The sequence below is a fragment of the Neorhizobium sp. CSC1952 genome, from assembly GCF_030378245.1.
GTDB classification, from domain to species: domain Bacteria; phylum Pseudomonadota; class Alphaproteobacteria; order Rhizobiales; family Rhizobiaceae; genus Neorhizobium; species Neorhizobium oryzae_A.
In genome coordinates this window covers 1739524-1765000 of record NZ_CP128416.1, presented here as the reverse complement: position 1 = coordinate 1765000, position 25477 = coordinate 1739524, and the positions used below count along the sequence as shown (strand labels likewise).

Annotated in this window: 22 protein-coding genes, 1 tRNA gene and 2 rRNA genes (1 of these 25 cut by a window edge); 5 read left to right on the top strand and 20 right to left on the bottom strand. The window is 61.2% G+C overall.

From position 1 onward, the window contains the following. The 3 genes from QTA58_RS08910 to QTA58_RS08900 all read left to right on the top strand — a co-directional run. Positions 1-1483: ribosomal RNA gene (locus QTA58_RS08910) — 23S ribosomal RNA — on the top strand (it extends 1397 nt beyond the left edge of the window). 190 nt (positions 1484-1673) lie between these two features. Beyond that, positions 1674-1788: ribosomal RNA gene (rrf, locus tag QTA58_RS08905) — 5S ribosomal RNA — on the top strand. A 299-nt stretch (positions 1789-2087) separates the two neighbouring features. Beyond that, positions 2088-2164 (top strand) — tRNA-Met (locus tag QTA58_RS08900). A 52-nt stretch (positions 2165-2216) separates the two neighbouring features. Here QTA58_RS08900 and QTA58_RS08895 read toward each other — a convergent pair. The 20 genes from QTA58_RS08895 to urtA all read right to left on the bottom strand — a co-directional run bounded on the left by QTA58_RS08895 (position 2217) and on the right by urtA (position 20776). Next, positions 2217-3209 carry a dihydroxyacetone kinase subunit DhaK gene (locus tag QTA58_RS08895; protein WP_289672497.1) on the bottom strand — a complete coding sequence of 331 codons (993 nt, stop codon included), beginning with the start codon at positions 3207-3209 and terminating at the stop codon, positions 2217-2219. 60 nt (positions 3210-3269) lie between these two features. Then, positions 3270-3680 (bottom strand): hypothetical protein, encoded by a 411-nt coding sequence (locus tag QTA58_RS08890; RefSeq protein WP_289672496.1) that lies wholly within the window; start codon positions 3678-3680, stop codon positions 3270-3272. A 1-nt stretch (position 3681) separates the two neighbouring features. Continuing rightward, positions 3682-5262 carry a putative PEP-binding protein gene (locus tag QTA58_RS08885; protein WP_289672495.1) on the bottom strand — a complete coding sequence of 527 codons (1581 nt, stop codon included), beginning with the start codon at positions 5260-5262 and terminating at the stop codon, positions 3682-3684. After that, positions 5246-5590: an HPr family phosphocarrier protein gene (locus QTA58_RS08880; protein WP_289672494.1), complete on the bottom strand. Its 345-nt coding sequence runs from the start codon at positions 5588-5590 to the stop codon at positions 5246-5248. The genes QTA58_RS08885 and QTA58_RS08880 overlap by 17 nt, the downstream gene beginning before the upstream one ends. Then, complete coding sequence (gene dhaM, locus QTA58_RS08875; protein ID WP_085419909.1) at positions 5587-5988, bottom strand: dihydroxyacetone kinase phosphoryl donor subunit DhaM; 402 nt, start codon at positions 5986-5988, stop codon at positions 5587-5589. Before dhaM ends, QTA58_RS08880 begins: the two co-directional genes overlap by 4 nt. After that, on the bottom strand, positions 5985-6599 hold the full coding sequence (gene dhaL, locus QTA58_RS08870; RefSeq protein WP_289672493.1) for a dihydroxyacetone kinase subunit DhaL: 615 nt from the start codon (positions 6597-6599) through the stop codon (positions 5985-5987). The genes dhaM and dhaL overlap by 4 nt, the downstream gene beginning before the upstream one ends. Before the next feature lie 22 nt (positions 6600-6621). Continuing rightward, the gene (locus QTA58_RS08865; RefSeq protein ID WP_289672492.1) at positions 6622-8262 is read right to left on the bottom strand and encodes a dihydroxyacetone kinase subunit DhaK; all 1641 of its coding nucleotides are present in this window, start codon (positions 8260-8262) and stop codon (positions 6622-6624) included. A 47-nt stretch (positions 8263-8309) separates the two neighbouring features. After that, a complete protein-coding gene (locus tag QTA58_RS08860; protein ID WP_085419906.1) occupies positions 8310-9317 on the bottom strand; it encodes an ABC transporter ATP-binding protein in 1008 nt (335 codons plus the stop codon). Then, entirely contained in the window at positions 9310-10407 is a 1098-nt protein-coding gene (locus tag QTA58_RS08855; protein ID WP_289672491.1) for an ABC transporter ATP-binding protein, read from the bottom strand. The genes QTA58_RS08860 and QTA58_RS08855 overlap by 8 nt, the downstream gene beginning before the upstream one ends. A gap of 3 nt (positions 10408-10410) precedes the next feature. Further along, positions 10411-10623 (bottom strand): hypothetical protein, encoded by a 213-nt coding sequence (locus tag QTA58_RS08850; RefSeq protein ID WP_085419904.1) that lies wholly within the window; start codon positions 10621-10623, stop codon positions 10411-10413. Further along, positions 10620-11573: a carbohydrate ABC transporter permease gene (locus tag QTA58_RS08845; protein WP_289672490.1), complete on the bottom strand. Its 954-nt coding sequence runs from the start codon at positions 11571-11573 to the stop codon at positions 10620-10622. The genes QTA58_RS08850 and QTA58_RS08845 overlap by 4 nt, the downstream gene beginning before the upstream one ends. Then, entirely contained in the window at positions 11570-12538 is a 969-nt protein-coding gene (locus tag QTA58_RS08840; RefSeq protein WP_085419902.1) for a sugar ABC transporter permease, read from the bottom strand. The genes QTA58_RS08845 and QTA58_RS08840 overlap by 4 nt, the downstream gene beginning before the upstream one ends. A gap of 101 nt (positions 12539-12639) precedes the next feature. Beyond that, positions 12640-13965, bottom strand: a complete 1326-nt coding sequence (locus QTA58_RS08835) for an ABC transporter substrate-binding protein (RefSeq protein WP_289672489.1) — start codon at positions 13963-13965, stop codon at positions 12640-12642. 246 nt (positions 13966-14211) lie between these two features. Beyond that, the gene (locus QTA58_RS08830; RefSeq protein ID WP_085419900.1) at positions 14212-14544 is read right to left on the bottom strand and encodes a zinc ribbon domain-containing protein; all 333 of its coding nucleotides are present in this window, start codon (positions 14542-14544) and stop codon (positions 14212-14214) included. A 69-nt stretch (positions 14545-14613) separates the two neighbouring features. Next, on the bottom strand, positions 14614-15846 hold the full coding sequence (fmdA, locus tag QTA58_RS08825; RefSeq protein ID WP_289672488.1) for a formamidase: 1233 nt from the start codon (positions 15844-15846) through the stop codon (positions 14614-14616). A gap of 48 nt (positions 15847-15894) precedes the next feature. Continuing rightward, positions 15895-16584 (bottom strand): urea ABC transporter ATP-binding subunit UrtE, encoded by a 690-nt coding sequence (gene urtE, locus QTA58_RS08820; RefSeq protein WP_085419898.1) that lies wholly within the window; start codon positions 16582-16584, stop codon positions 15895-15897. A 9-nt stretch (positions 16585-16593) separates the two neighbouring features. Beyond that, positions 16594-17346 carry an urea ABC transporter ATP-binding protein UrtD gene (gene urtD / locus QTA58_RS08815; RefSeq protein WP_289672487.1) on the bottom strand — a complete coding sequence of 251 codons (753 nt, stop codon included), beginning with the start codon at positions 17344-17346 and terminating at the stop codon, positions 16594-16596. Between the two features lie 12 nt (positions 17347-17358). Further along, complete coding sequence (gene urtC, locus QTA58_RS08810) at positions 17359-18492, bottom strand: urea ABC transporter permease subunit UrtC (protein ID WP_289672486.1); 1134 nt, start codon at positions 18490-18492, stop codon at positions 17359-17361. 13 nt (positions 18493-18505) lie between these two features. Next, positions 18506-19432 (bottom strand): urea ABC transporter permease subunit UrtB, encoded by a 927-nt coding sequence (urtB, locus tag QTA58_RS08805; RefSeq protein ID WP_289672485.1) that lies wholly within the window; start codon positions 19430-19432, stop codon positions 18506-18508. 81 nt (positions 19433-19513) lie between these two features. Then, on the bottom strand, positions 19514-20776 hold the full coding sequence (urtA, locus tag QTA58_RS08800; RefSeq protein ID WP_289672484.1) for an urea ABC transporter substrate-binding protein: 1263 nt from the start codon (positions 20774-20776) through the stop codon (positions 19514-19516). A 346-nt stretch (positions 20777-21122) separates the two neighbouring features. On the opposite strand from urtA, the gene QTA58_RS08795 reads away from it, so the two are divergent. Then, positions 21123-24500: an ATP-binding protein gene (locus QTA58_RS08795; protein ID WP_289672483.1), complete on the top strand. Its 3378-nt coding sequence runs from the start codon at positions 21123-21125 to the stop codon at positions 24498-24500. Further along, positions 24493-25413 carry a DNA-binding response regulator gene (locus tag QTA58_RS08790; RefSeq protein WP_289672482.1) on the top strand — a complete coding sequence of 307 codons (921 nt, stop codon included), beginning with the start codon at positions 24493-24495 and terminating at the stop codon, positions 25411-25413. Before QTA58_RS08795 ends, QTA58_RS08790 begins: the two co-directional genes overlap by 8 nt. Positions 25414-25477 lie beyond the last annotated feature (64 nt).

Here is a 25477-nt window from a genome sequence, read left to right as displayed (position 1 = left end):
GAGGGTGAGAGACCCTCTCGCCGAAAGACCAAGGGTTCCTGCTTAAAGTTAATCTGAGCAGGGTTAGCCGGCCCCTAAGACGAGGCAGACATGCGTAGTCGATGGGAACCACGTTAATATTCGTGGGCCTGGTGGTAGTGACGGATCGCAAAAATTGTTCATCCTTATTGGATTGGGTGGGCAGTGGGGCGGTTCCAGGAAATAGCTCCACCTTATAGACCGTACCCGAAACCGACACAGGTGGTCAGGTAGAGTATACCAAGGCGCTTGAGAGAACTATGTTGAAGGAACTCGGCAAATTGCACGCGTAACTTCGGAAGAAGCGTGACCCCAATTTGGGCAACCATTTTGGGGTGGCACAGACCAGGGGGTAGCGACTGTTTATCAAAAACACAGGGCTCTGCGAAGTCTAAAGACGACGTATAGGGTCTGACGCCTGCCCGGTGCTGGAAGGTTAAGAGGAGGGGTGCAAGCTCTGAATCGAAGCCCCAGTAAACGGCGGCCGTAACTATAACGGTCCTAAGGTAGCGAAATTCCTTGTCGGGTAAGTTCCGACCTGCACGAATGGCGTAACGACTTCCCCGCTGTCTCCAACATAGACTCAGTGAAATTGAATTCCCCGTGAAGATGCGGGGTTCCTGCGGTCAGACGGAAAGACCCCGTGCACCTTTACTATAGCTTTACACTGGCATTCGTGTCGGCATGTGTAGGATAGGTGGTAGGCTTTGAAGCGGGGACGCCAGTCTTCGTGGAGCCATCCTTGAAATACCACCCTTATCGTCATGGATGTCTAACCGCGGCCCGTCATCCGGGTCCGGGACAGTGTATGGTGGGTAGTTTGACTGGGGCGGTCGCCTCCGAAAGAGTAACGGAGGCGCGCGATGGTGGGCTCAGAGCGGTCGGAAATCGCTCGTCGAGTGCAATGGCATAAGCCCGCCTGACTGCGAGACTGACAAGTCGAGCAGAGACGAAAGTCGGTCATAGTGATCCGGTGGTCCCGCGTGGAAGGGCCATCGCTCAACGGATAAAAGGTACGCCGGGGATAACAGGCTGATGACCCCCAAGAGTCCATATCGACGGGGTTGTTTGGCACCTCGATGTCGGCTCATCGCATCCTGGGGCTGGAGCAGGTCCCAAGGGTTTGGCTGTTCGCCAATTAAAGCGGTACGTGAGCTGGGTTCAGAACGTCGTGAGACAGTTCGGTCCCTATCTGCCGTGGGTGTAGGAATATTGACAGGATCTGTCCCTAGTACGAGAGGACCGGGATGGACATATCTCTGGTGGACCTGTTGTCCTGCCAAGGGCATAGCAGGGTAGCTATATATGGACGGGATAACCGCTGAAGGCATCTAAGCGGGAAACCCCCCTGAAAACGAGTATTCCCTATCAGAGCCGTGGAAGACGACCACGTTGATAGGCCGGGTGTGGACGTGCAGCAATGCATGAAGCTTACCGGTACTAATCGCTCGATCGGCTTGATCGTTCTCATTGTTCATGCTCATCTCGCGGCGAACGCAAAGCGTTCGTCCGCTCATGAGCAGCCAGTAGGAGTTAGGCAGTAGGCAGTAGCCTCGGTCCGCTCCAGGACGTGTTCAAAAAAGACTATTGCCTAATGCCTATTGACTAAGGCCTGACAGTCTCCAGCTTCTCAAACAAACATTGCCCTTAATCGACCTGGTGGTCATTGCGGGGTGGCTGCACCCGTTCCCATTCCGAACACGGCCGTGAAACACCCCTGCGCCAATGGTACTTCGTCTCAAGACGCGGGAGAGTAGGTCGCTGCCAGGTCTGTTAAAGGCAATGCCACATGGAAATGTGGATCAAATAATCTTCTCGCACGAAAACAACGGCCCCTGGCCGATCCCAAGGGCCGCCCCAAAGGCGGCTTTTGTCGTTTTGGGGCACATGGCAGACAAACTGAAATGCGAGGAAGCGCACAGGATCTTGCCGGTGCCCTCCTTACAGGAGACAAGTTGCTCCGCAACTTGCTCCGGCAGTAGATGTAAGTGCGTCGCACTCACATCGCCGCGATAAATCCCGCACGGATTTACCGCACCGGTATTTTGCCCAGGGCAAAAACCTTATAACGCGGGGTGGAGCAGCCCGGTAGCTCGTCAGGCTCATAACCTGAAGGCCGCAGGTTCAAATCCTGCCCCCGCAACCAAACAAAATGCCCGCCCCGCGCGGGCTTTTTCTTTGGTAACAGGGCCGAGGATCTAGCAGCCCCAGCGCAATGCAGCGGTTGAAACGGGCGAATCCCACAGAGAAAACTCCTCGTCGCTGAGGAAGGCGAGCGTGACGGAAAGGCCCTGCATGTCGAGCGACGTGGCATAAGTGCCGACAAGCGAGCGCTGGATCCGCAGGCCGTGCGCGACCATGAACTCGTGAGCAATATTGTAGGCGAGATAGAGTTCGGCCGGTGGCGTGCCGCCAAGTCCGTTGACGAGTAACAATCCTTTATCCGTGGCCTGCCTGATGTCGTTGACGATTGTTTCGCTCAGATGTCTGACGATCGCGTCGGCTTTGGCGAAGGGCTCTCTTGAATGGCCCGGCTCCCCGTGTATGCCGACGCCCATTTCCATCTCGTTCGATCCGAGCGTGAACGTTGTGCGTTGCGTGTGCGGCACTGCTACACCCGTCAGAGCAACGCCCATCGATCGAATGCGCGGCGAGAGGCTGTCGCCGATGGCCTTCAGCTCGGAGAGCGGCGCACCCTGCTCTGCTGCGGCGCCAAGCAGCCTTTCGGTGATAAGAGTACCGGCAACGCCGCGCCGTCCGCGACCCTCGCCGGCTCTCACCGTTTCAATGTCGTCGCAGGCAAGAACGATTTCAATGCTGTGCCGGTCGGCCGCCATCTCTGCCGCCATTTCGAAGTTCATCACGTCGCCGTCATAATTCTTCACGACCAGCAGGCACCCGGCGCCCGTGTCTGTTTCCTCTATCGCGCTGAGGATCTGGCTTGGCGTCGGAGATGTAAAAATATGCCCGATACAGGCGGCATCGAGCATGCCGTGACCGACAAAGCCGATGTGCATTGGCTCGTGGCCTGCGCCGCCGCCCGAGATGATCGCGACCTTTCCGGGAACCAGGTGGCGACGGCGTATGCATTTGCGGTCGATGCCGAACGCAACGAATTTCTCATGGGCGCGCACAAAGCCTTCCATGCTTTCAGCGACCATGGTCTCCGCCGTGTTCATGAATTTCTTCATCAAGCCCCTCCCAAGGCGATGATCATCTCAGTCCTGTTGCCCTATGTGCAATGCCCATGTTCACTCCGGCGGCCGGGAAAGTGTAGCAATCTTCAGCACAAGATCCGCGATTGCTTCCTCCAGCAGCCGGTTGCGTCGCTCGTCGCCGAAATCGGGGACCATCAGCGAAAGGTGCCGCAGTTTGTCCGAGGTGCCAAGCTCCGGCAGCTTACCTGGGTGGGCGGCCTGGTAAGCGTGCAGAAAACGCTCCTGTTCGGCGCCGCTGAAATGGCATACCCGGAAGATCGTCGCGAGGTGCCGGGCAGGAAGCGGCGTCGCATAGGTCGGGCTTGTTATCTGTGTCACGAAGCTGCGGTGCTTGCCCAGTTCCATGGCCAGCCGTTGACGTGTTCCGGACGGCCGGTTGTCGATGATTTGCGCCAGAATGGACTTGTAGGCGATAATGGCGTCTTCGGTGTCTTCGCGCGCCATCTTATTCTCCGGCTGCCTTTGTCCCATCGGCATTCAGACCGACGATTGCCGATCTTATCGCGGGAAGCCGAGCTGCCGCCACGGAAAAATGACGTATGCCCGCGGCAAGAAGATCTGCGGTCCGGGATGGATCGCTGGCCATGTCGCCGCAGATGCTGACCGGCTTGCTGCCGGCAAGCTTCACGGCCTGCGACAGCAGGCGCAGCACGGCCGGCACCGTGCGGCCCTGATGAGGAGCGAAGCCGGCATCCTCGCGTGCCGAAGCGAAAAGATATTGCGTAAGGTCGTTTGTACCGAACGAGAAGAAGTCTGCGCTTTCGAACCGGTCGAGCATGAGAGCTGCAGCCGGAACCTCCACCATCATTCCGATCGGTGGGATGCCGTGCGGTACGCCGCGGCGCGTAAGCTCACTGGCTTCTTCACGATAGATTTGCCGCAGATCGTCGATCTCGGATGGAAAGGTCACCATCGGCAGCAGGACGCGGAGATTGCTGAAGATTCCTGCGCGCAGGAGCGCGCGGGCCTGGACACGCGCAATTTCCGGCCGTGCGAGGAGAAGGCGGACGCCACGCAAGGAAGACGCTCCGGTGAGGCCGGCGAGCGGCTTGTCGCCACCGATGTCCAGCATACGGACCGTTACCGTTCGGCCATCCGCCCAATCCAGGAGCCGGCGGTAGATCGCGAATTGCTTTTCCTCGTTTGCGGCATCACTGAGGGACGTCACCGCGAATTCCGAGCGCATCAGCCCGATGCCAGCGGTTGTTGCGGCAGGGATCGAATCGACTTCACCGGGAGCGTTGACGTTGATGGACAACAGTACCTGCTCACCGTCGGCCGTATGCAGACTACCGTTATCGGCTATTGGTGCCGTGCTTGTCGCCGGATGGCCGAACTGGGCCGGCGTTGCGTTCTCCCTGGCTGTCTGAAGGACGACGACACCTGAATCGCCATCAACCTCTATGTGCTGGCGTCCCTCCGTCGTGAACTGGCCGACGCCGACTACCATCGGAACAGACCGGGATCTGGCAAGCAGGGCGACATGGCCGACGGCGCTGCCGGCATAAAGGGCGATGCCGCCGCCTGCCGACCAGTCATGAGCGAGGAAGCGACTCGGTTCCATGTCCCTTCCGACATAGATGGACCCGGCCGGAAAGTCGTCGAGCGACGTCCCCGTGAGAACCGACAGGACGCGATTCTTGATGTCGAGAATGTCGACGGCGCGCGCCCGCAATCGCTCCTCTTCCGAGCATTCCAGTTCACGGATGTAGCTGTCCAGCGTTCCGGCCCATGCGAATGCGACGTTCTCGCCTGTGTCGATCCGCGCGCCAGCCATTTCCGTCAAAGTCGGATCCTGCAGGACTTCTATCTGAAACTCGATGATATCCATGCCCTCGAGATCTGGTCCGGCCGCAAGGTTCTGTAGTTCGCGGATGGCTGTTTTGATCGCATTGCCGAGCTCGGCATGTCCGGAAAGGTTTGATGGCGGTGACGCGGCGGCAGCCAGCGGCTCCGCTATATAGGCAGGCCCGGTTGCAACGCCTGGCGATGCGCTTGTGGCTTTCAATCTAAGCGGTGCGGCCATGCTTCTTTTCCTCGTCGAAGTTGCGCTCGACGAGGTCCTTCAGCGCACGGATCGCTTCTTCGGCGAGGATTCCATCGGCGCGGATCTTGATGACCGAACCCTTTCGGATTCTCGCACCCATGATCTTGATGATGCTCTTGCCGTTCAGCCAGATGTCGCTGCCATTGACCGCGACTTCTATAGAGCAAGGAAACGATTTTGCCAGCCGCGTGAACGTGACGGAAGGCCGGGCATGCAGTCCCACGCCGTGCTTGACCTCGACCTCAGTCTGACAACTGGCATGCACCTGCTCGGCCTCCCGGCTTCCTATGCGCAACCCGCCACTCATCGGGGTGACAGTTCCTCTGCCGTTGCAACCACCCTGCTTAGCGGTGCGCCACCAGAGGCCTCGGCCGCTGCGATGACGGCTCCTTCCACGACAGGGGCGTTGCAGATCGATACCTTTTTCGATCGCGGCGGGCCGAGCATCTCGATTGCCATCTCGCTGTTTGTCTCAGCCCCACCCAGATCGACGAAGACGGCGACGCCCGCTTCCGACCAGGCCTCCTCGATGGCCTTGAGAATGCCGCCGGCATCCGTGCCAAGCTCGCCATGGCGGTTGCCGCCGGACCAGGCAAGCGGTACGCTGTCGCCGGCCATCTGCCGCACCATGTCGGCAGTCCCACGCGCGATCAGCGGCGAGTGGGAAACGATTACAATCCCAACGTTTGGCGTCTTCCCATTCATACCGGGCGGTACTCCTCAAGGTAGCGGCAGATCGCGGCTGTCAGGAGCGCACAACTTGAGGCGCCCGGATCAACATGGCCGATCGACCTGTCTCCGAGATAGGCGGCGCGCCCGCGCATAGCCTTCATTGCAGCGGTCAACTCGGCGGAAAGTGCGGCCTGACGTGCAATATCCGTCAAAGGTAAGCGGTGTGCGAGTGCGTCTTGGACCGGATACAGGACATCGAGAAGGGTCTTGTCCCCGGCATGTGAGCGGCCGCGACGCGCGACCGCGTCAATTGCCTGCTTCAGTGCCGAGGGGAAATCCTGTTTGCCGTCGAGCGCGCGGAGCTCGCGACCTATCTCCATGAGCAGCGTTCCGTAAAGCGGGCCTGCCGCTCCGCCGATGTTCATCACGAGCGTCAGCCCAATTTTCTCAAGCGCGTCCGGCAAGGGGAGCAGCGAAACGAAAGCTTCCTCCGCACTGACTGCCTCGCAGCCGCGGCGCATGTTCGTTCCGTGATCGCCGTCACCGATCGCGCGATCGAGCCCACAGAGATGGTCGCTGTTTGCCGCGATCGTTGCGCGGCAGGCTTCGATCAATCCCGCGACAAGAACCGGTTCTGCCTGCACCCAAAATCCTCCCGGCGCTCGCTCATACCAGCGATGCCACCATTTCGAATACACCTGCAACGGCTACGGCGCCCGGATCAGGCACTCCTTCCAGATCCCTCTCGCCGACATAGGAGGCCCGTCCTGCCTTTGCCTTCCGCATCGCCTTTGTCGACTCTGCCCCCGCTGCTGCTGCCCTTGCCGCGGCCGCGACGCCCCCTGCTGCCAGAGCGGCAAGCGCCGGAGCGAGCGCATCGACCATTGTGCGGTCGCCGACACCCGCCCCTCCATAGAACGTCATCCGATCAAGCCCTGCAAGCAGGGCAGCAGCGATATCTTTCTTTTCGGCCATCGCCTTGGATGCGGCGGTGAAGAAGATAGAGAGAAGCACGCCGCTGGAGCCGCCCATGCTCGTGCTCAGGATCTCGCCGATCGAGGCCATCGTGGCGGCGGGGTCCTCCAGCGGCAGAGTGTCCATGCGCAAAAGAATGCTGCGGGCGCCCGTCGCGACCGTAGAACCGGTATCGCCGTCACCGACGCGGCTATCCAAGCGATTCAGTTCTTCTTCGAGGGAAATCAGATGCTCGCAAAGTGTCGTCAGGAGACGACGGTTCTGCCGGTTGTCGCTGGCCAGGGTCGCCTCTTTCTGTGCAAGCGCTCTTTGAGGGGCGGGAATGACGGCGATCTCATGCCGCTCGATCGCGGGCGGCCAGGCATGTGGTCCAACGGCAGCCGTCAGCGCGGCTTCACGGCTAGCGTCCAGGCGGATCAGCGACAGCGAGAAGCCGTTCATGTTAAGCGCGGTCATCATCGGCGCCGGCCCGATGACAAGCCGCACGCAGCGGCTGAGGGGAGACGACAGCACGGCATTGGCTATCACACTCATCTCAAGTGGCGGTACGGCGCCGAGGTTGTTGATCAGCAACGCATGGTCGTGCGAACTATCCAGTTTGGCGGCCAGCCGCTCGGCCATGGTGGCGACAAAATCGGCAACCGGCTGCAGGACGATGCGCTCGACCCCTGGCTCGCCGTGGATCCCGAGACCGAGTTCTCCCTCGTTGGTGCCAAGCCGATCCTCATGCACCAGACCCGGCACACTGCAGGTCGACAGTGACATGCCAAGCGAGGCGATGTCGCCTGCGGCGGCGGCGGCCTGCGCAGCGACTGTCTTGAGATCGGCGCCGGCCTCGGCGTGGTAGCCGGCGATCTTGTGCACGAAGAGCGTACCGGCAACGCCGCGAGGCTGGTTGATTCCGGGGATGGCGATGTCGTCGGCGACAATCGCCATTTCGACGTGGAAGCCTTCGGCACGCGCCTTCTCGGCGGCAAGGCCGAAGTTCAGACGGTCGCCCGTGTAGTTCTTGACGATGAGCAATGCACCCTTGGGCCCTGTTACGGCGCGGATTGCCGTCAGCACCGCATCGACACTGGGCGAGGCAAAGATTTCGCCGGACACCGCTGCTGTGAGCATGCCCTTGCCGACGAAGCCTGCATGCGAGGGCTCGTGTCCGGCACCACCGCCGGAGATGAGTGCAACCCTGGACTTGTCCCAGTCCGCACGGAGGATCACCTTGATGTCGGGAAAGGTATCCAGACGGGCCAGTCGGGAAGGGCCGCTCGTCAGGAGCAGGCCATCCAAGGCTTCGGTGACGATGGTTTCCCGGCGATTGAAGAAGTGTTTCATGGAGTGAGGCCCGTCGTTTATGCCACTGTTGTCCGTGTCGTTCCGTTTTATCCGAGGCGCTGGCCGCTGGCATCGAAATAGAGCGGATCGCGCAGCGTCAGGCTGATTCGATCACCCGGCCGGATCGCAAAATATGGATCGGCAAGCGTGACCAGCTTGTGGTCGCGTACCCTGATGTGCAGGTGGTTCTGGTCCCCCAGGTGCTCGATCCAGTCTATTTGGGCATTGGCGTTCTGATCGAGCACGATATCGAGATGCTCGGTTCGCGCCCCGATCGTCTTGGTTCCAGGCGGCGGATTGGCGCCGGGAAGAAGATCGGTCGGCAAGAGGTTGATGTGCGGCTGGCCAAGGCGTGCCGCGACATGAAGACTGGCCGGATCGCCATAGATTTCGCGGGGCGTTCCGACTTGCAGCAACCGTCCTTCAGCAACGATGCCGATCCGATCCGCCATCGTCATGGCTTCGACCTGGTCATGGGTTACGTAGAGCAGGGTCGAACCGAGTTCCTTCTGGATACGCTTCAGTTCCAGACGAAGCTCCGCACGCAGCTTGGCGTCGAGCGAAGAGAGCGGCTCGTCCATAAGATAGATAGCGGGACGGCGCACCAGCGCCCTGCCGATCGCAACGCGCTGCATTTCGCCACCCGACAGACGTGTCGAACGGTTCTCCAGCTTGTGGTCGATCCTGACCATGCGCGCAATTTCCCTGACGCGGCGGTCGACCTCATCGTTTGCGAGCTTGCGCACCGGCGCTCGCAGTGGAAAGGCGAGATTGTCGTAGACCGTCATGTGCGGATAGAGCGAATATTGCTGGAAGACGAAGGCGACGTCCCTGTCGGCCGGAGCTTCGCCCGCGACATTGCGTCCGCCGATTTCGATGCGTCCGCCGTCGGGGCGTTCCAAGCCCGCAATGAGGCGCAGCGTGGTTGTCTTGCCGGCGCCGGTTGGCCCAAGGAGCACGACGAACTCACCGTCTCGGATCGAGAGGTCCAAATCAGCCAGAGCCTGCGTATCGCCGAAACGCTTGCTAAGGTTCTTGAGAACAACATCAGCCATGGCCAACCTCCGAATAGAGTGCCGAAGCAACGGCGCGACCCGACTTGCAGTCGAACAGCGAGAGCTTGGCTGGATTGAACTCAAGACCAACCGTCTCGCCGATGCGGAAGTTGCGATTTGCGGGAACGCGGGCTTTGATAACCCCGCTCGATGTCTCGATTGCCACGACCTGATTGGTTCCGAGATATTCGCTGCCGTAGACCGCGCCCCGCAACGGCGAGGCATCGCTGAAGCGGATATGTTCCGGCCTGACGCCAAGCGCCAACTCGGTTTCGGCCAGGTCCTGGTGCACCATCGGAACGCTGACGTCGACGCCTTCAAGCGAGACTGATCGTGCCCCCCTCTGGAGGCCGGAGATGAAGCGCATGAAATTCATCGGCGGCGACCCGATGAAATCCGCGACATACATGGTGGCCGGCTTGCTGTAGATTTCCTGCGGCGTGCCGAATTGCTCGATGACACCATGGTTCATGACAGCGATCTTGTCGGCCATTGCCATGGCCTCGTGCTGATCGTGCGTCACGTAGACCGTCGTTGCATGGATGCGATTATGCAGTTCGCGCAGCTCGTGGACCATCACTTCGCGGAATTCTGCGTCGAGCGTGCCAAGGGGCTCATCCATCAGGAAGCACTTCGGGCGGCGCACGATCGCGCGGCCGAGAGCCACGCGTTGGCGATCGCCGCCGGCAAGTCCGGAGACGGATCGGTTCAGGATATGACCGATCTGCAGCAGTCGCGCGGTTTCCTCGACACGTTTTCGGATCTCCGCCTTCGGCATCCCTTGCGAGAGGAGCGGAAAACCGATGTTCTTGCGCACGTTCATATGCGGATAGAGAGCAAAAAGCTGGAAGACGAAGGCAATGTCGCGGGCGCTGGCGCGGTTGAAGGTGACGTCTTCGCCGTCGAGGTAAATCTTGCCGCTGGTCGGCAGTTCGAGTCCGGCGATCATTCGAAGCGTCGTCGTCTTGCCACAGCCGGAGGGGCCCAGCAGTGCCAGGAACTCGCCGTCATGGATGGTGAAGCTCGAATCCTCGACCGCGACGAAGCTGCCGAATTGCTTGCGGAGGTTTTCTATCCTGATGTCTGCCATGGCTCACTCCGGAAACTTCGAGACGATGATGAACATGGCCGTGCCGGCAAGCAGCGTCACCAGCGAGTAGGTGTAGAGTACCAGCAGGAATGGCTGGAACAGCATGAGGAAGCCGATCGCAATCAGCGTGGTCGCGATGTTCTCCATCGGGCCGCGGCGCAGGAAGAAGGGGCGCTTCGGACGGGATGGCCGCGGTGTTTCAACGAGATGCGTCATTTGCGGACCGCTCCGAAGGTGATGCCACGCAAGAGCTGCTTGCGCAGGAGAATGGTGAAGACGAGGATCGGGATCAGGAAGATCGTCGTTCCCGCAGCGACGGCTGGCCAGTCCTGACCGCCTTCGCCGATGATCGTTGGAATGAAGGGGGGCGCCGTCTGGGCTTCACCCGAAGTCAGCAATGCTGCGAAGGCATATTCGTTCCAGGCAAAGATCAGGCAGAAGATCGCGGTGGCCGCGATCCCGGTCGTCGCCTGTGGCAGGACGACTTTCCAGAAGGCCTGCAGCCGGGTGTAGCCATCGATCATCGCCGCCTCCTCGTATTCCCGCGGGATCTCGTCGATGAAACCCTTGAGCAGCCAGACCGCAAGCGAGACATTGACTGCGGTGTAAAGCAGAATCATGCCGAGTGCCGTGTCGGAAAGACCAAGCTCGCGGTACATGAGATAAATCGGGATGGCGACCGCGATGGGCGGCATCATGCGCGTCGACAGGATAAAGAACAAAAGATCGTCGGCAAGCGGTACCCTAAAGCGGGAGAAGCCGTAGGCGGCCAGCGTTCCCAGCGAGACGGCCAGGAACGTCGAGCCGAAGGCAATCACCAGGGAATTCGCAAAGCGCGGCAGGAAATTCGAGGGGCCTGCAATCACCATGTTCCGCTTGCGGGTCACCTCATCACAGGTGCCAGTCGGTGCCGGCAGGGAGGCGATATATTCCGGCGTCTGCCGCGTTCTGGTCGTCAGAAGGTTACAATAGCCTTCAAGCGTCGGCGTGAAGACGACCTTCGGAGGATAGCTGATGGAATCCGGTGGGGACTTGATGCTGGTCAGGAAGATCCAGGCGAGCGGGATCAGGGTGATCAAAGCGTAGAGCATCACGATGGCGCCGGCGATGCGCTTGCTGGTGGGGCTCGGCTCGACGACCGAGTGGGCTGAGGTGACGGAGCTCATCGTTGCTTCACCTTGTTGAGCGCTTTGACGTAAATGTTCGCGAGGCCGAACACGGCAACGAAGAGGACGATGGCAAAGGCCGACGCCCTTCCGGTAGCCCAGCTCTCAAAGGCGGCACGTTTCAGGGTGATGGAGGCGACCTCGGTGATCGAACCCGGACCGCCTCCCGTCAGCAGCGTGACCATGTCGAACATCTTGAAATTCTCGATGCCGCGGAAGAGCACGGCGAGCATGATGAACGGCAGCGCCATCGGCACGGTGATCGACCAGAATTGCCGCCATGCGGAGGCGCGGTCGACCTCCGCAGCCTCATAGATGTAGTCGGGGATGGAGCGCAAACCCGCCAGGCAGATCAGCATGACGTACGGCGTCCACATCCAGGTATCGACGATGATGATCGCCCAGGGCGCCAGCGAGACGTTGCCGAGCATCTGGATGTCGGCGGTCGGGATGCCGGTGACGAGGGAAACGGCGTAGGCGAAGAGACCGATCTGGGGTTCATAAAGGAAGCGCCAGAAGTTGCCGACGACGGCCGGAGACAGCATCATCGGGATCAGGATCAGTGTCGTCCAGAACGCGTGGCCGCGAAACTTCCGGTCGATAAGATAAGCGAGCGTAAAGCCGATCACCGTCTGCAGCAGGATCGTCCAAAACACGAAGTGGGCTGTCGCCTGCATGGCCTGCCAGATATCAGGGTCGGTCAGAACGCGCTCGTAGTTGCTCAATCCGACGTTCTGGACCGGCGCATTTGGGCGGTTGGCGCGATAGTTCGTGAATGAGAGATAAATCGCCCAGATGAGCGGGAAGATGTTGATGGCAAGAAGAAGGGTGATGGTCGGGGCGATAAACAGCCAGGCGATCGCTCGATCCGACAGACCGCGGACACGGTGAGCGACCGATGTGGGCGTCGCTCTTGCGGTTGCGTCCGCTGCCTTTTCGACCATGGAGGAAGAGGAAATGTTCAAGATATCACCTGGTCTTTGCGTGTGTGCGACACGTGGCGGCCCGGTAGTCTTGGCGATCCGGGCCGCCATTCCGGCAAGGATGCTGCGCCTCCAGTCGGGCACTAGATCTTGCCGTCGTCCTTGAAGACCTCGGTCCAATCCTTCACAAGGCCATCGAGCGCCTCCTGCGCCGTGCCGTTGCCGGCCACGACATAGTTATGGACACGCTTCTGCATATCCTGGAGAAGGATTGCGTAGCTCGGCTCGGCCCAGAAATCCTTCACGATCGCCATCGAGTCCAGGAATGCCTGGGCATAGGGCTGGCTGGAAGCAAAGTCCGGAGCGTTCACGACCGATTTCAGGCAGGAATAGCCTCCGAGTTGCCACCATTTGGCCTGGACCTCAGGTTGGGCGAACCACTTGATGTACTGAAGAGCGGCGTCCTTCTTGTCGGAATAGGAGACGACCGAGATTCCCTGTCCGCCAAGCTGCGCGAAGTGCTTCTTTTCAGCCGGATTGGGGAAGAAACCGATCCTGTCGCCGCCGACCTTCTCGTCCTTGTGGAGGCCCGGCCAGGTGAAGGCAAAGTTCATCTGCATCGCGACCTGGCCGGATTTGAAGGCGTCCGCGGACTCCACCATGTAAACGTTGGAGCTGCCGGGCGGCGTGCAGCAATCATAGAGTGCCTTATAGAATTCCAGACCCTTCACTGCATCGGGTGAATTGACGAAGCCATCCATTTCATAGGGCTTGTCCGGGTTGTCGTACTGGAAGCCCCAGTTGTAGAGGACGTTCGTCACGCCCATCGTGATGCCTTCAGAGCCGCGCTCGGTGTAGATCGAAGCGCCATAGACGGTCTTGCCGTCGATCTGGCGCTTTTGGAAGAATTCGGCAATCTGCTTCAGCTCGTCGTAGGTCTTGGGGGCCGCGAGTTCCCGACCGTACTTCTCCTTGAATTCCTTCTGCAGTTCCGGCCGCTCGAACCAATCCTTGCGATAGGTCCAGCCAACCACGTCGCCCATGGCAGGCAGCGCCCAGTAGTTCGGCGTATTCTTCGGCCATTCGGAATAGCCAACGACCGTCGCCGGCACGAAGTCATCCATCTTGATGCCTTCCTTGTCGAAGAAGTCGTTGAGTTTGACGTAGTGGCCGTTTTCCGCCGATCCGCCGATCCACTGGCTGTCGCCGATGATCAGATCGCAGAGCTTTCCGTGTGAGTTCAACTCGTTGAGGAAGCGATCCGCGTAGCTCGTCCACGGGACAAACTCGAATTTCATCTCCGTACCGGTCTTGGCGGTGAAGTCTTTCGACAGCTCGACGAGTGCGTTTGCAGGATCCCAGGCGGCCCAGCACAGCGTTAATTGATCGGCTTTTGCAATAGTGGGCAACGCCAGCGACATGGTAGACGCCGAGGCCAGCCCGAGAAGGGCTTTCAATGTTTTCTGCATGAGTTCCTCCCAGAACCAAAGGCCGGCTCCCCGCCGACACGCAAGTCCACCAATGTCAGAGAATGCCTACATGAACTCCTCAACTTTCATGTTTAGCAATATGTTTAGTGATAGACATTTTTATAAACATTGCAAGGGACAATCGTTGCTGCGTTGCACATGATGAAAGGACATACCGCGCTCCCCGTTTAATATCGATGCAGGGATGCTCTCGGCCCGTTCGCGTGCGTCAGTCGAGAGGCTCGCTCAATGGCTGATCATCCACGGCCGCCCCGAAGGGAAGGTCTTGGCGCCGTCGGCGCGATAGACCGCCTTCGATTTGGCCTTGCCGCTACAGCAGCCGCATCCGGGGGCGTGACCGAGGCTTTTCGAGGTTTTGGGCTCGTGCGCCGCCTTCTCGTTGGTCTGATGCGCCACCCGTGCGCCCGTTTCCATCGTGGCGAAGAAGGGCGCGGTGAAGAAGGCGCGCGGTGCCGGCGTGCCGCAGGTCGGGCAGTCGCAAGGTTCGGCCGAGCGCGCCATGGGGCGCAATTCGGTGAAGGGGCCGCAGGCGTCGCAGGAATAGTCGTAATAGGGCATGGCTGGCTCCGGGTCGTCGAGATGCGCAAATCAGGGCGGCGACATCGCCGCCCCGATTGCCTCGTATGATCAAAGATCGGGGGCGAGCGGCACGTCGGCCTTGCCGTCAAGGAATATCTTCGGACCGTCGGCGCCGGGCTTCATGTCGAATTCGAAGATGTCGAGCGGCAGCCACAGCGTCGCGCAGGCGTTCGGGATGTCGACGACGCCGGATATATGGCCCTGGACCGGCGCCGTGCCGAGGATGGCATAGGCCTGGGCGCGGGTGTAGCCGAACTTGGTCATATACTCGATGGCGTTGAGGCAGGCCTGGCGGTAGGCAATGTGCACGTCGAGATAATGCTGCTTGCCGCCCTCGTCGACCGAGATGCCCTCGAAGATCAGGTAGTCGTCGTATTTCGGCGTGATCGGCGAGGGTCGGAAGATCGGGTTCCTGATCCCGTATTTGGCCATGCCGCCCTTGATCAGCGACACCTTGATATGCAGCCAGCCCGCCATCTCGATGGCGCCGCAGAAGGTGATCTCGCCGTCGCCCTGGCTGAAATGCAGGTCGCCCATGGAAAGACCGGCGCCGTCGACATAGACCGGGAAATAGATCTTCGAGCCGCGCGACAGGTCCTTGATGTCGCAATTGCCGCCATGCTCGCGCGGCGGGACCGTACGGGCGCCCTCGGCGGCCGCCCTGTCGCGGGCCTCGCCCTTGAGAGCGCCCATATGCGCGGTCGGGCCGCCGTCCGGCAGGGTGGCAAGCGCCGGTATGCGTGTGGGATCGGTGTCGAACAGCGCCTTTTCGCGGCTGTTCCACAGGTCCAGCATTTTGCGGTCCGGCAGGCAGCCGATCAGGCCGGGATGGATGAGGCCAGCATATTTGACGCCCGGCACGTGGCGCGAGGAGGTGAACATGCCGTGGAAGTCCCAGATCGACTTCTGCGCTTCCGGGAAATGCTCGGTCAGGAAGCCGCCGCCGTTCTTCTTGGAGAAGAAGCCGTTGAAACCCCACAGGCTGTTGTCGAAGGCGCCGATGTCGAGGATGTCGACCACCAAGAGGTCGCCGGGCTCGGCACCTTTCACGCCGATCGGGCCGGACAGGAAGTGGACCTGCGAGAGATCGACGTCGCGCACGTCGGAGGCATCGTCGTCGTTCTTGATCTGGCCGCCGGTCCAGTCATAGGTCTCGACCCGGAAGTCGTCGCCGGGTTCGACCCAGCAGGCCATCGGAATGTCGGGATGCCAGCGATTGTGAATCTTCTCGTTGCTGTAGGCGGATTCGCTTAAGTCCACCTTGATGAGGGTATCGGGCATGCCGTTGTCCTTCCTTGCTTCGTGAATGTATCGGGTGGCGGAATGTGGTCAGACGGAAAGGAAGGCGGAGACCTTCTCCTCGTCGATGCCGGCGCGCGGAGACTCGTGGACGATCTGGCCCTTTTCGATGACGAGCACCCGGTCGGCCATGTCGAGGGCGAAGCTCAGCACCTGTTCGGAAACAAGGATCGAAAGGCCCATCTCGTCGCGGATGCGGCGGAGCGTGCGCGCCATCTCCTTGATGATCGACGGCTGGATGCCTTCCGTCGGTTCGTCGAGGATCAGCACTTTCGGCCGGGAGGCGAGCGCCCGGGCGATCGCCAGCTGCTGCTGCTGGCCGCCGGAGAGGTTGCCGCCGCGCCGCCCCTTCATTTCCAGCAGCACCGGGAACAGTTCGTAGATTTGGTCCGGCACGGTGGTTTCACCCGTCACGGTGAGACCGGTCTCGATATTCTCCCTGACGGTCATGGCCGAGAAGATCATGCGGCCCTGCGGCACATAGGCGAGGCCCGCGCCGACGCGCTGGTAGCTTTCGAGTGTCTCGATCGGCCGGTCGGCGATGCGGATCGTGCCTCGGCTGGACGGCACGATGCCGATCAGCGACTTCATCAGCGTGGTCTTGCCCATGCCGTTGCGGCCCATGATGGCGACGATTTCGCCGGGCGCGATGGTGAGGTCGAGGCCATGGATGACCTCGCTCTGGCCATAGGCGACGTGAAGGTTTTCGACTGCGAGCATGGCGTCCTCCTAATGGCCGAGATAGACTTCAACGACCTTCGGGTCGTTCTTGACGCGCTCCATCGACCCCTCCGAGAGCACCCGTCCCTGGTGCAGCACCGTGACCCGGTGGGCGATGTCCTCGACGAATTTCATGTCGTGCTCGATGACGATCACGGACTGGTTGCGGATGATGGTGTTCAGGAGTTCCGCGGTCTTCCTGCGCTCGGCGATGCTCATGCCGGCGACCGGCTCGTCCAACATCAAGAGCTTGGGGCTCTGGATCAGAAGCATGCCGATCTCCAGCCATTGCTTCTGCCCGTGACTGAGGATTGCCGCCTCGGTGTTCAGGTGGTCCTTGAGGAAGATCATCTCGGCGATCTCCTCAACGCGGTCGCGCACCTCGGCGTCGCGGCGGAAGAACAGCGCGCCGAACACGTTGCGGCCCCGTGGGAAGGAGAGTTCGAGGTTCTCGAACACCGTCAGGTCCTCGTAGATCGACGGGCTCTGGAATTTGCGGCCGACGCCTGCATGCACAATCTCGTGCTCCCGCATGCCGGTCAGTTCCTGGCCCCTGAAGCGGATCGAGCCCTCGGTCGGTCTGGTGCGGCCGCAGATCAGATCGAGCACGGTGGTCTTGCCGGCGCCGTTCGGGCCGATGATCACGCGGATCTCATTCTCATCGACATAGAAGGAAAGGTCGTTGACCGCCTTGAAGCCGTCGAAGGAAACGGTGAGGCTTTCGACACTCAGGAGGAAGTCGGCAGGTGCATACGGGTCCATCGCCTTGGCCTTTCACTTCGAGGAGGATGGTGCAGCCGCGGCGCCGGGGCGCAGCAGCGCCACGCTCCGGGTGAATTTCAACAGCGCCGGCTCGACATGCTCGCGGATGACCCCGGCAAGGCCGAAGGGGAAGGCCATGACCACGGCGATGAACAGCCCGCCCATGGCAAACAGCCAGAGTTCGGGGAAGCTCTCGGAAAACGAGGTCTTGGCGAAGTTGACGAGCAGCGCGCCGTAGACCGCGCCGAACAGCGACAGGCGCCCGCCGACCGCGCAGAAGATCACCATTTCGATCGACGGCACGATCCCGACGAAGGAGGGTGACATGAAGCCCACCTGCAGGGTGAACATCGCCCCGCCGACGGCCGAGAAGGCCGCCGCCAGGCAGAAGACGAAGATCTTGAAGTTCGACACGTCGTAGCCGGAGAAGCGCACGCGGTCCTCGCGATCGCGCATCGCAACCAGCAACCGACCGAATTTCGACACGCGGACGAACTGGGCGAGAACCAGGCAGCCTATCAACAGCACCGCATTGACGAAATAGAGCACGAATTTGGCGTCGTCGGTTCGGATGTCCCAGCCAAGCAGCGTGCGCAGGTCGGTGATGCCGTTGACGCCGCCGGTATAGCCCTGCTGACCGATGATCAGGATGGTGAGGATGGCGGCCACCGCCTGGGTGATGATGGCGAAATAGACGCCGCCGACCCGCCGCTTGAACATCGCTGCACCGATGACATAGGCAAACGCGGTCGGCACCGCGATGATTGCGATCAGCGTGAAGCCGAAGGAATGGAACGGCTGCCACCAGAAGGGCAGTTCGGTTACCTGGTTCCAGTCCATGAAATCAGGAATGCCGGGCGTCGACTGGATCTTCGTCGCCTCGGGGGTCGAGGCCTCCAGCTTCAGGAACATCGCCATGCAGTAGCCGCCGAGGCCGAAGAAGATGCCCTGGCCGAGGCTCAGGATACCGCCAAGGCCCCAGCAGAGCACGAGGCCGAGCGCGACGAAGGCATAGGTCAGGTATTTGCCGACCAGGTTGAGCCGGAAGATATCGACGGTGGCGGGCAGGACGAGGAGGATCAGGGCGGCCAGGATGGCGAGCGCCACCCATTCGCGTTGCTTGAACAGGAAAGTCTCGGAGGTCATGGTTCGGTATTCCTCAGCGGCGGATATTGAACGTGAACAGGCCTTGCGGGCGCAGCATCAGGATGCCGACGACGGTGAGCAGCGTGAGTACCTTGGCCATGGAGCCGCTCATGAAGAATTCCATCGCCGACTGGGCCTGGGAGATGGTGAAGGCGGAGGCGATCGTGCCGATCAGGCTGCCGGCGCCGCCGAAGACGACCACCAGGAAGGTGTCGACGATATAGAGCTGGCCGGCGGTCGGCCCGGTCGAGCCGATCATGGTGAAGGCGGAACCGGCGATCCCGGCGATGCCGCAGCCAAGCCCGAAGGTCATACGGTCGACGCGCTTGGTGTCGATGCCGACGGCGCCGGCCATCACCCGGTTCTGCAGCACGGCGCGCACCTGCTTACCGAAGGTGGAGCGCGCCATCATCAGATAGACGGCGAAGGCGATCAGGACGGTCAGACCCATGACGAACAGGCCGTTGATCGGGATTTCGATCATGTCGGTCAGCGCGACCGAGCCCATCATCCAGTCCGGCAGGGTGACGCCCACTTCGCGGGCGCCGAAGACCGAGCGGTAGACCTGCTGCAGGATCAGCGACAGGCCCCAGGTGGCAAGCAAGGTATCGAGCGGCCGACGATAAAGATGCCGGATCAGACCCCATTCGACCAGCACGCCCAGGCCGAAAGAGGCGCAGAAGGCGAGCGTCATGGCCGCGAAGAAGTAGGCCGGAAACAATACCGGCGCATATTCGGTCACCAGATGGGAGCAGAGATAGGTCACATAGGCACCGAGGATCATGAATTCGCCATGGGCCATGTTGATGACGCCCATCTGGCCGAAGATGATCGCAAGACCTAGCGCCATCAGCACGAAGACGGAAAACAGGCTGAGGCCTGCGAAGCCCTGCATGGCCAAAATCGAAGTGAACTCGCCAAAGGTATAGTCGCCAATCATCGCGGCCTCGCCGTTCGCAATTGAGGATGGAAGGAAAGGGGCGCCGCCCGGCCGGGCAGGCGGGGCGGCGCCTGGCGAAGCTTATTGATAGCCTTCGGGGAAGGGGTTCGGTTCCATCAGGTCGGTCGTCTCGTAGACCACCTTGTACTGGCCATCGAGCTGGGCATGGCCCACGCGTGCTTTTGACCAGAGGTGATGGTTCTCGTGGATCTTGACGTAGCCTTCCGGTGCCGTGGTCAGTTCGATGCCCGGCGACGCGGCCTTGACCTTGTCGATATCGAAGGAACCAGCCTTCTCGACGGCGGCCTTCCACAGCCAAGGGCCGAGATAGGCCGCCTGGGTGACGTCGCCGATGACGATATTGTCGCCCCACATCTTCTTGAACTCGGCGACGAACTGCTTGTTGTTGTCGTTCTCCAGGCTCTGGAAGTACTTCATCATCGCATAGGCGCCGGCCATGTTCTCGCCGCCGATGCCGAGGATTTCGTCCTCGGTCACCGAGATCGTCAGGAGAAGCGGCTTTTCCTTGGACAGGTCGATGCCGGCGGCCTTCAGCTGCTTGTAGAAGGCGACATTCGAGCCGCCGACCACGATCGCATAGATCACGTCCGGCTTCTTCAGCTTGATCTTGTTGATCACCGAATTGAACTGGGTGTGGCCGAGCGGATAATATTCCTCGCCGACGACCTCGAGGCCGAGTTTCTCGATATGTTTGCGGGCGATCTTGTTGGAGGTGCGTGGCCAGATATAGTCGGAACCGAGCAGATAGAAGGACTTGGCGCCCTTTTCCTTCACCACCCAGTCGATGCCGGCGAGAATCTGCTGGGTCGCTTCCTGGCCGGTGTAGATCACATTCGGGCTCTCCTCGAGGCCTTCGTAGAAAGTCGGGTAGTAGAGCATGCCGTTATACTGTTCGAAGACCGGCAGCACGGCCTTGCGCGAGGCGGACGTCCAGCAACCGAAGACGGCCGCCGTCTTGTCCTGAGCGAGCAGTTTCTTGGCCTTTTCGGCAAAGGTCGGCCAATCGGAAGCGCCATCTTCCTGGATGAATTCGATCTTGCGGCCGAGCACGCCGCCCATGGCGTTGATCTGCTCGATTGCCAGTTTCTCCGCCTGGACCGAACCGGTCTCGCTGATCGCCATCGTGCCGGTGACGGAATGCAGGATGCCGACCTTGACGGTATCGTCGGTGACGGCGAGCCCGGTCGTGTTGACGGCGGCGGTCGGATAGTCGGCGGCCATAACCGGCGCGACGCCCGTGGTGAGGAAAGGCATTGCGGCAATGCCGGCCAGCAGCGTCCTGCGGGTCACGGGCATCAGTCTTTTCGATGGTTCGTCCTTCATGGCAGAGCCTCATTTCGCTTGGGTTCGGAAGGTGCTGGCTCGGTCCGGCCAACTGACGCGAGTGTCGCGGCGGTGCTGCAACGCAACAATGGAGCGTTTGACGTATTTGTCCTTGCCCATTTTCCCCCTAGCATCGGGCCAGATGACGGGTTGAAGCCATCGGGGGACGGAATTTATTGAAAAAAGAGGGCGGTCCGGATCCGGATATGACGGTCGGCGGCAAATGGTTTCGGCCACTTTCGCCGCGCGGCGACGCGGCTGGAACGTTTCTTGCTTCGCAGTTGCAGCAAATTCGGGACGCGCCTCATACGGCGGACGGGCCTGCAACCCGGCGGAGTGACCTGTCGTGACCACAGCGGAGAGGATCCCGAGAAATCGCCGGACTTACAACAAGTGGGTCGCCAACCAGACCCTGGAAGACTATGCGCTGCGCTTCACCGCCTATCGCGTGCGTCGTTTCTCCAGCGGCCGCATCGCCAACACCGCGATCGGCGCAATTTCTTTCCTGGCGCTGGAGGCGATCGGCGGATCGATTACGCTCAACTACGGCTTCCCCAACGCGGTCGCGGCAATCCTCGTCAGTTGCACGATCATCTTCCTGATGGGGATACCGATTGCCTACAACGCCGCCAAGTTCGGCGTGGACATCGATCTCCTCACCCGCGGCGCAGGTTTCGGCTATATCGGGTCGACGATCACTTCACTGATCTATGCTACCTTCACCTTCATCTTCTTCGCCATCGAGGCGGCGATCGTGGCGACCGCGCTGGAACTCTGCACCGGCCTGCCGCTGTCGATCGGCTATATCGCCAGCGCACTGATGATCATCCCGCTGGTGACGCACGGAGTGACCTTCATCAGCCGTTTTCAGGCGTGGACCCAGCCCTTCTGGATCGTGCTCCAGCTCGCACCCTTCATCTTCATCGCGGCGCAGAGCCACGTCTCGGTGCGCCAGTGGACCGGCTATACCGGCCTGTGGGGCCAGCCGGACGGCTCCGCCGACCTCGCCCATTTCGGCGCGGCCTCCGCGGTCCTGTTCTCGCTGGTCGCGCAGATCGGGGAACAGGTGGACTTCCTGCGTTTCCTGCCGCGCCAGGACCGAAAGAACCGGCTGCGTTGGTGGGCGGCGCTGATGTTCGCCGGCCCCGGCTGGATCCTGATCGGCGGCCTGAAAATTCTCGCGGGTTCCTTCCTGGCCTTCTACGCCTTTCAGCACGGGGTCGGCTACGCCGATGCCGCCGACCCTACCCAGATGTATCTGAGCGTCTTTCGCGAGATGCTTGCCTCGCCGGAACTGGCCCTGGGGCTGACCGGCATCTTCGTCGTGGTCTGCCAGGTCAAGATCAACATTACCAACAGCTATGCCGGTTCGATCGCCTGGTCCAACTTCTTCTCGCGCCTGACCCACAGCCATCCGGGCCGCGTCGTGTGGCTGGTGTTCAACGTGCTGCTCGGCCTGCTGCTGATGGAATTCGGCGTCTACAAGGCACTCGAGCAGACGCTCGGCCTTTACGCCATCGTCGCCGTGTCCTGGATGGCGGCGATCGTCGCCGATCTCGTGGTCAGCAAGCCGATGGGCCTGTCGCCGGCCACCATCGAGTTCAAGCGCGCCCACCTCTACGACATCAATCCGGCAGGCTTCGGTGCCATGTGCATCGCCGATCTCGCCGGCCTTCTCGCCTATCTCGGTTTCTTCGGCACTTTCCTGGCCCAGGTCTACATCTACGTGGCGCTTGCCTCGGCCTTCGTGTTGGCACCGCTGATCGCGGCCGCCACGCGCGGTCGCTACTATATAGCCCGGGAAACCAAGGCTGACTGGGCCAATCAGCCGATGATCCAATGTTGTATCTGCGAGCACAGCTTCGACCGCGAGGACATGGCCGGCTGCCCGGTCTATTCCGGGCCGATCTGCTCGCTCTGCTGCTCGCTCGATGCCCGCTGCGGTGATCTCTGCAAGACCGATGCCCGGCTCATGGACCAGGCACGCAGCGCCGCCGCCGCCCTGCTGCCGGTCCGTTTTGCGGTTTGGGTGGAGGGCCGGCTGATGCGTTATGCCGCCATCCTGACGATGGTCACGCTACTGATCGGAGCGCTATTCTGGCTGATCTATTTCCAGAGTACGATCGACCGGTCACTGCCGGCCGGGCCGATCTCGGCGGTGCTGTGGAAACTGTTCATCATCGTCTTCATCATCTCCGGCATCATCGTCTGGCTTTTCGTGCTGGCCCAGGAAAGCCGGAAATTCGCCGAGGAGGAATCGCGCCGTCACACGCGCCTGCTCATGGACGAGATCAAGGCGCACGAGGAGACCGACAGGCTGCTGCAGAAGGCCAAGGAGGCGGCCGAGTCCGCCAACGTCGCGAAGAGCAAGTATGTGGTGGGCCTCAGCCACGAGCTGCGCACGCCGCTGAGCGCCATTCTCGGCTATGCCCAGTTGCTGGAGCGGCAGAAGAACATGCCCGGCTATGTCCATAATGCCGCGCGTACCATCAAGCGAAGCGGCGAGCATCTGGCCGACATGATCGAGGGCCTGCTCGACATTTCCAAGATCGAGGCCGGAAAGCTGGAGATCTACCGCCACAAGATCGCGCTCGGCCCTTTCCTCGATCAGATCGTGGACATGTTCAGCCTGCAGGCGCAGGCCAAGGGCATCAGCTTCGAATTCCGCTCGACCTCGACCATGCCCGACTATGTCTATACCGACGAGAAGCGGCTGCGCCAGGTGCTCATCAACCTGCTCTCCAACGCCATCAAGTTTACCCATGCAGGCAGAGTTTGCTTCAGCCTGTCCTATCGCGGGCAGGTGGCGACCTTCGAGATCGAGGATACCGGCGTCGGGATAAAGGCGAGCGATATCGAGCGGATCTTTCTCCCTTTCGAGCGTGCCGAGGTTGCGGTCGGACACATCAGTCCGCCCGGCACCGGCCTTGGCCTGACGATCACCAAACTGCTGGTGGAGATCATGGGCGGTGAGCTCATCCTGAAAAGCACGCCCGGGAAGGGTACGCATTTCACCATCCGGCTCATGCTGTCTTCGGCGGCCAAGCCGGACGACATGGCGGGACTGGCGCTCGCCATCACCGGTTATGAAGGGCCGCGCCGGACGGTGCTGATCGCCGACGATGACCCGGCCCAGCGGGCGCTGATGGAGGACGTCCTGGTGCCGATGGGCTTCTCGGTCATCACCGTGACCGATGGACCTGCCTGCCTGTCGCAACTGGCGCTTCATCGCCCCGACATCGTCATCCTCGATATCGCCATGTCGACGATGTCCGGCTGGGAAGTGGCCCGGCGGATTCGGCAGCGCCTCGGCCGCGACCTGCCGATCCTCATCCTGTCCGCCGATGCCGGCACCGAGCGGACCAGGCCCGAGTACGCGGACCTCTACGATTCCTACCTGATCAAGCCCTTCGGCTTCGAGGAGCTCTTCGAACGACTGGCAGCGCTCGTTCCGCTGAGCTGGACCTATGACGATGGCCGGCCGGAGGAGGTCGAGGTGCCGCCGCGCTTCCTGGATGCGGAACTGCCGGACAGGCAGAAGCTGCGGCAGTTGCGCACCCTCGGCCAGACGGGTTTTGTCCGCTCGATCGAGGCCATGCTGAACGATCTCGAAGTCTCCGCGCCGGAAACGGTGCGGTTCTGCAGACACATGCGTCATCTGGCCACGAGTTATCGCCTGCGCGATTTCCTCGCCGTGATCGAGGAGACCAAGAACAATGCCTGAGACATCCGATTGCAGCAAAGTCCTGATCGTCGACGACTCCCCCGACGCGCTCGCCATGCTCTCCGACGCGCTGAGCCTCGAGGGCATGGACGTGGTTGTCTCCAGCAGCGGCAGGCAGGCTATCACGCTTGCCAACACGACAGTCCCCGATATCGTCCTGATGGATGCGATCATGCCGGGCATGGACGGATTCGAGACCTGCCAGATCCTCAAGGCCGCGCGGGGGTTCGAAGACCTGCCGATCATCTTCATGACCGGATACAACGAGAGTGAACACGTGGTGAAGGCGCTGGCTTCGGGGGGCGTCGATTTCGTCAGCAAGCCGATCCTGCTCGACCAGCTCTTCGCCCGGATGCGGGTGCATCTCGGCAATGCCAGACGCGCCCGGTCAGCCCGCAATGCGCTCGATTCCACCGGACGCTGGATCGTCGCCTGCGACGGCAACGGCCGCATCCGCTGGTCGACGCCACAAGCCAGCGAACTGCTCCTGCGGGTCGGGGTACGGCCCGACGCCGGTGCCTACCTGCCGTGGGAGGTGGCCGGCTGGCTGAGTGAACCGCAACCCCAGGACGGACCACCATTGCCGCAGGCATTGCGCTACTCGCGCCATTCCCAGGATGTCGAGTTCCGGCTGTTGTCGCATAGCCGGGACGGGGAAATCCTGCTGAGGCTCGTCGACCGTCACCGCGGCACCGACGAGGAACAGCTCGTCAGGGCCTTCGGCCTGACGCTGCGCGAGGCCGAGGTGCTGCTCTGGGTCGCGCACGGCAAGTCGAACAAGGAGATCGCCGACATCCTCGACATGTCGCCTCGCACCGTGAACAAGCACATGGAGCAGATCTTCAACAAGCTCGCCGTGGAAAAACGTACTTCGGCCGCCACGCTGGCGGTCAAGGTCTTGTGGCGGGAGTGATGGCGATGTCACAATGCCAATAATGTCGGCGTCGCGAAAGCTGATGCGGCCGCGGCCTGAACGG

Excerpts from the sequence above, each read along its gene's own strand:
- QTA58_RS08895 (WP_289672497.1), bottom strand. The coding sequence starts at position 3,209 with ATGAAGAAATTCATGAACACGGCGGAGACCATGGTCGCTGAAAGCATG.
- QTA58_RS08890 (WP_289672496.1), bottom strand. The coding sequence starts at position 3,680 with ATGGCGCGCGAAGACACCGAAGACGCCATTATCGCCTACAAGTCCATT.
- QTA58_RS08885 (WP_289672495.1), bottom strand. The coding sequence starts at position 5,262 with ATGGCCGCACCGCTTAGATTGAAAGCCACAAGCGCATCGCCAGGCGTT.
- QTA58_RS08880 (WP_289672494.1), bottom strand. The coding sequence starts at position 5,590 with ATGAGTGGCGGGTTGCGCATAGGAAGCCGGGAGGCCGAGCAGGTGCAT.
- dhaM (WP_085419909.1), bottom strand. The coding sequence starts at position 5,988 with ATGAATGGGAAGACGCCAAACGTTGGGATTGTAATCGTTTCCCACTCG.
- QTA58_RS08865 (WP_289672492.1), bottom strand. The coding sequence starts at position 8,262 with ATGAAACACTTCTTCAATCGCCGGGAAACCATCGTCACCGAAGCCTTG.
- QTA58_RS08860 (WP_085419906.1), bottom strand. The coding sequence starts at position 9,317 with ATGGCTGATGTTGTTCTCAAGAACCTTAGCAAGCGTTTCGGCGATACG.
- QTA58_RS08855 (WP_289672491.1), bottom strand. The coding sequence starts at position 10,407 with ATGGCAGACATCAGGATAGAAAACCTCCGCAAGCAATTCGGCAGCTTC.
- QTA58_RS08850 (WP_085419904.1), bottom strand. The coding sequence starts at position 10,623 with ATGACGCATCTCGTTGAAACACCGCGGCCATCCCGTCCGAAGCGCCCC.
- QTA58_RS08845 (WP_289672490.1), bottom strand. The coding sequence starts at position 11,573 with ATGAGCTCCGTCACCTCAGCCCACTCGGTCGTCGAGCCGAGCCCCACC.
- QTA58_RS08835 (WP_289672489.1), bottom strand. The coding sequence starts at position 13,965 with ATGCAGAAAACATTGAAAGCCCTTCTCGGGCTGGCCTCGGCGTCTACC.
- QTA58_RS08830 (WP_085419900.1), bottom strand. The coding sequence starts at position 14,544 with ATGCCCTATTACGACTATTCCTGCGACGCCTGCGGCCCCTTCACCGAA.
- fmdA (WP_289672488.1), bottom strand. The coding sequence starts at position 15,846 with ATGCCCGATACCCTCATCAAGGTGGACTTAAGCGAATCCGCCTACAGC.
- urtE (WP_085419898.1), bottom strand. The coding sequence starts at position 16,584 with ATGCTCGCAGTCGAAAACCTTCACGTCGCCTATGGCCAGAGCGAGGTC.
- urtD (WP_289672487.1), bottom strand. The coding sequence starts at position 17,346 with ATGGACCCGTATGCACCTGCCGACTTCCTCCTGAGTGTCGAAAGCCTC.
- urtC (WP_289672486.1), bottom strand. The coding sequence starts at position 18,492 with ATGACCTCCGAGACTTTCCTGTTCAAGCAACGCGAATGGGTGGCGCTC.
- urtB (WP_289672485.1), bottom strand. The coding sequence starts at position 19,432 with ATGATTGGCGACTATACCTTTGGCGAGTTCACTTCGATTTTGGCCATG.
- urtA (WP_289672484.1), bottom strand. The coding sequence starts at position 20,776 with ATGAAGGACGAACCATCGAAAAGACTGATGCCCGTGACCCGCAGGACG.
- QTA58_RS08790 (WP_289672482.1), top strand. The coding sequence starts at position 24,493 with ATGCCTGAGACATCCGATTGCAGCAAAGTCCTGATCGTCGACGACTCC.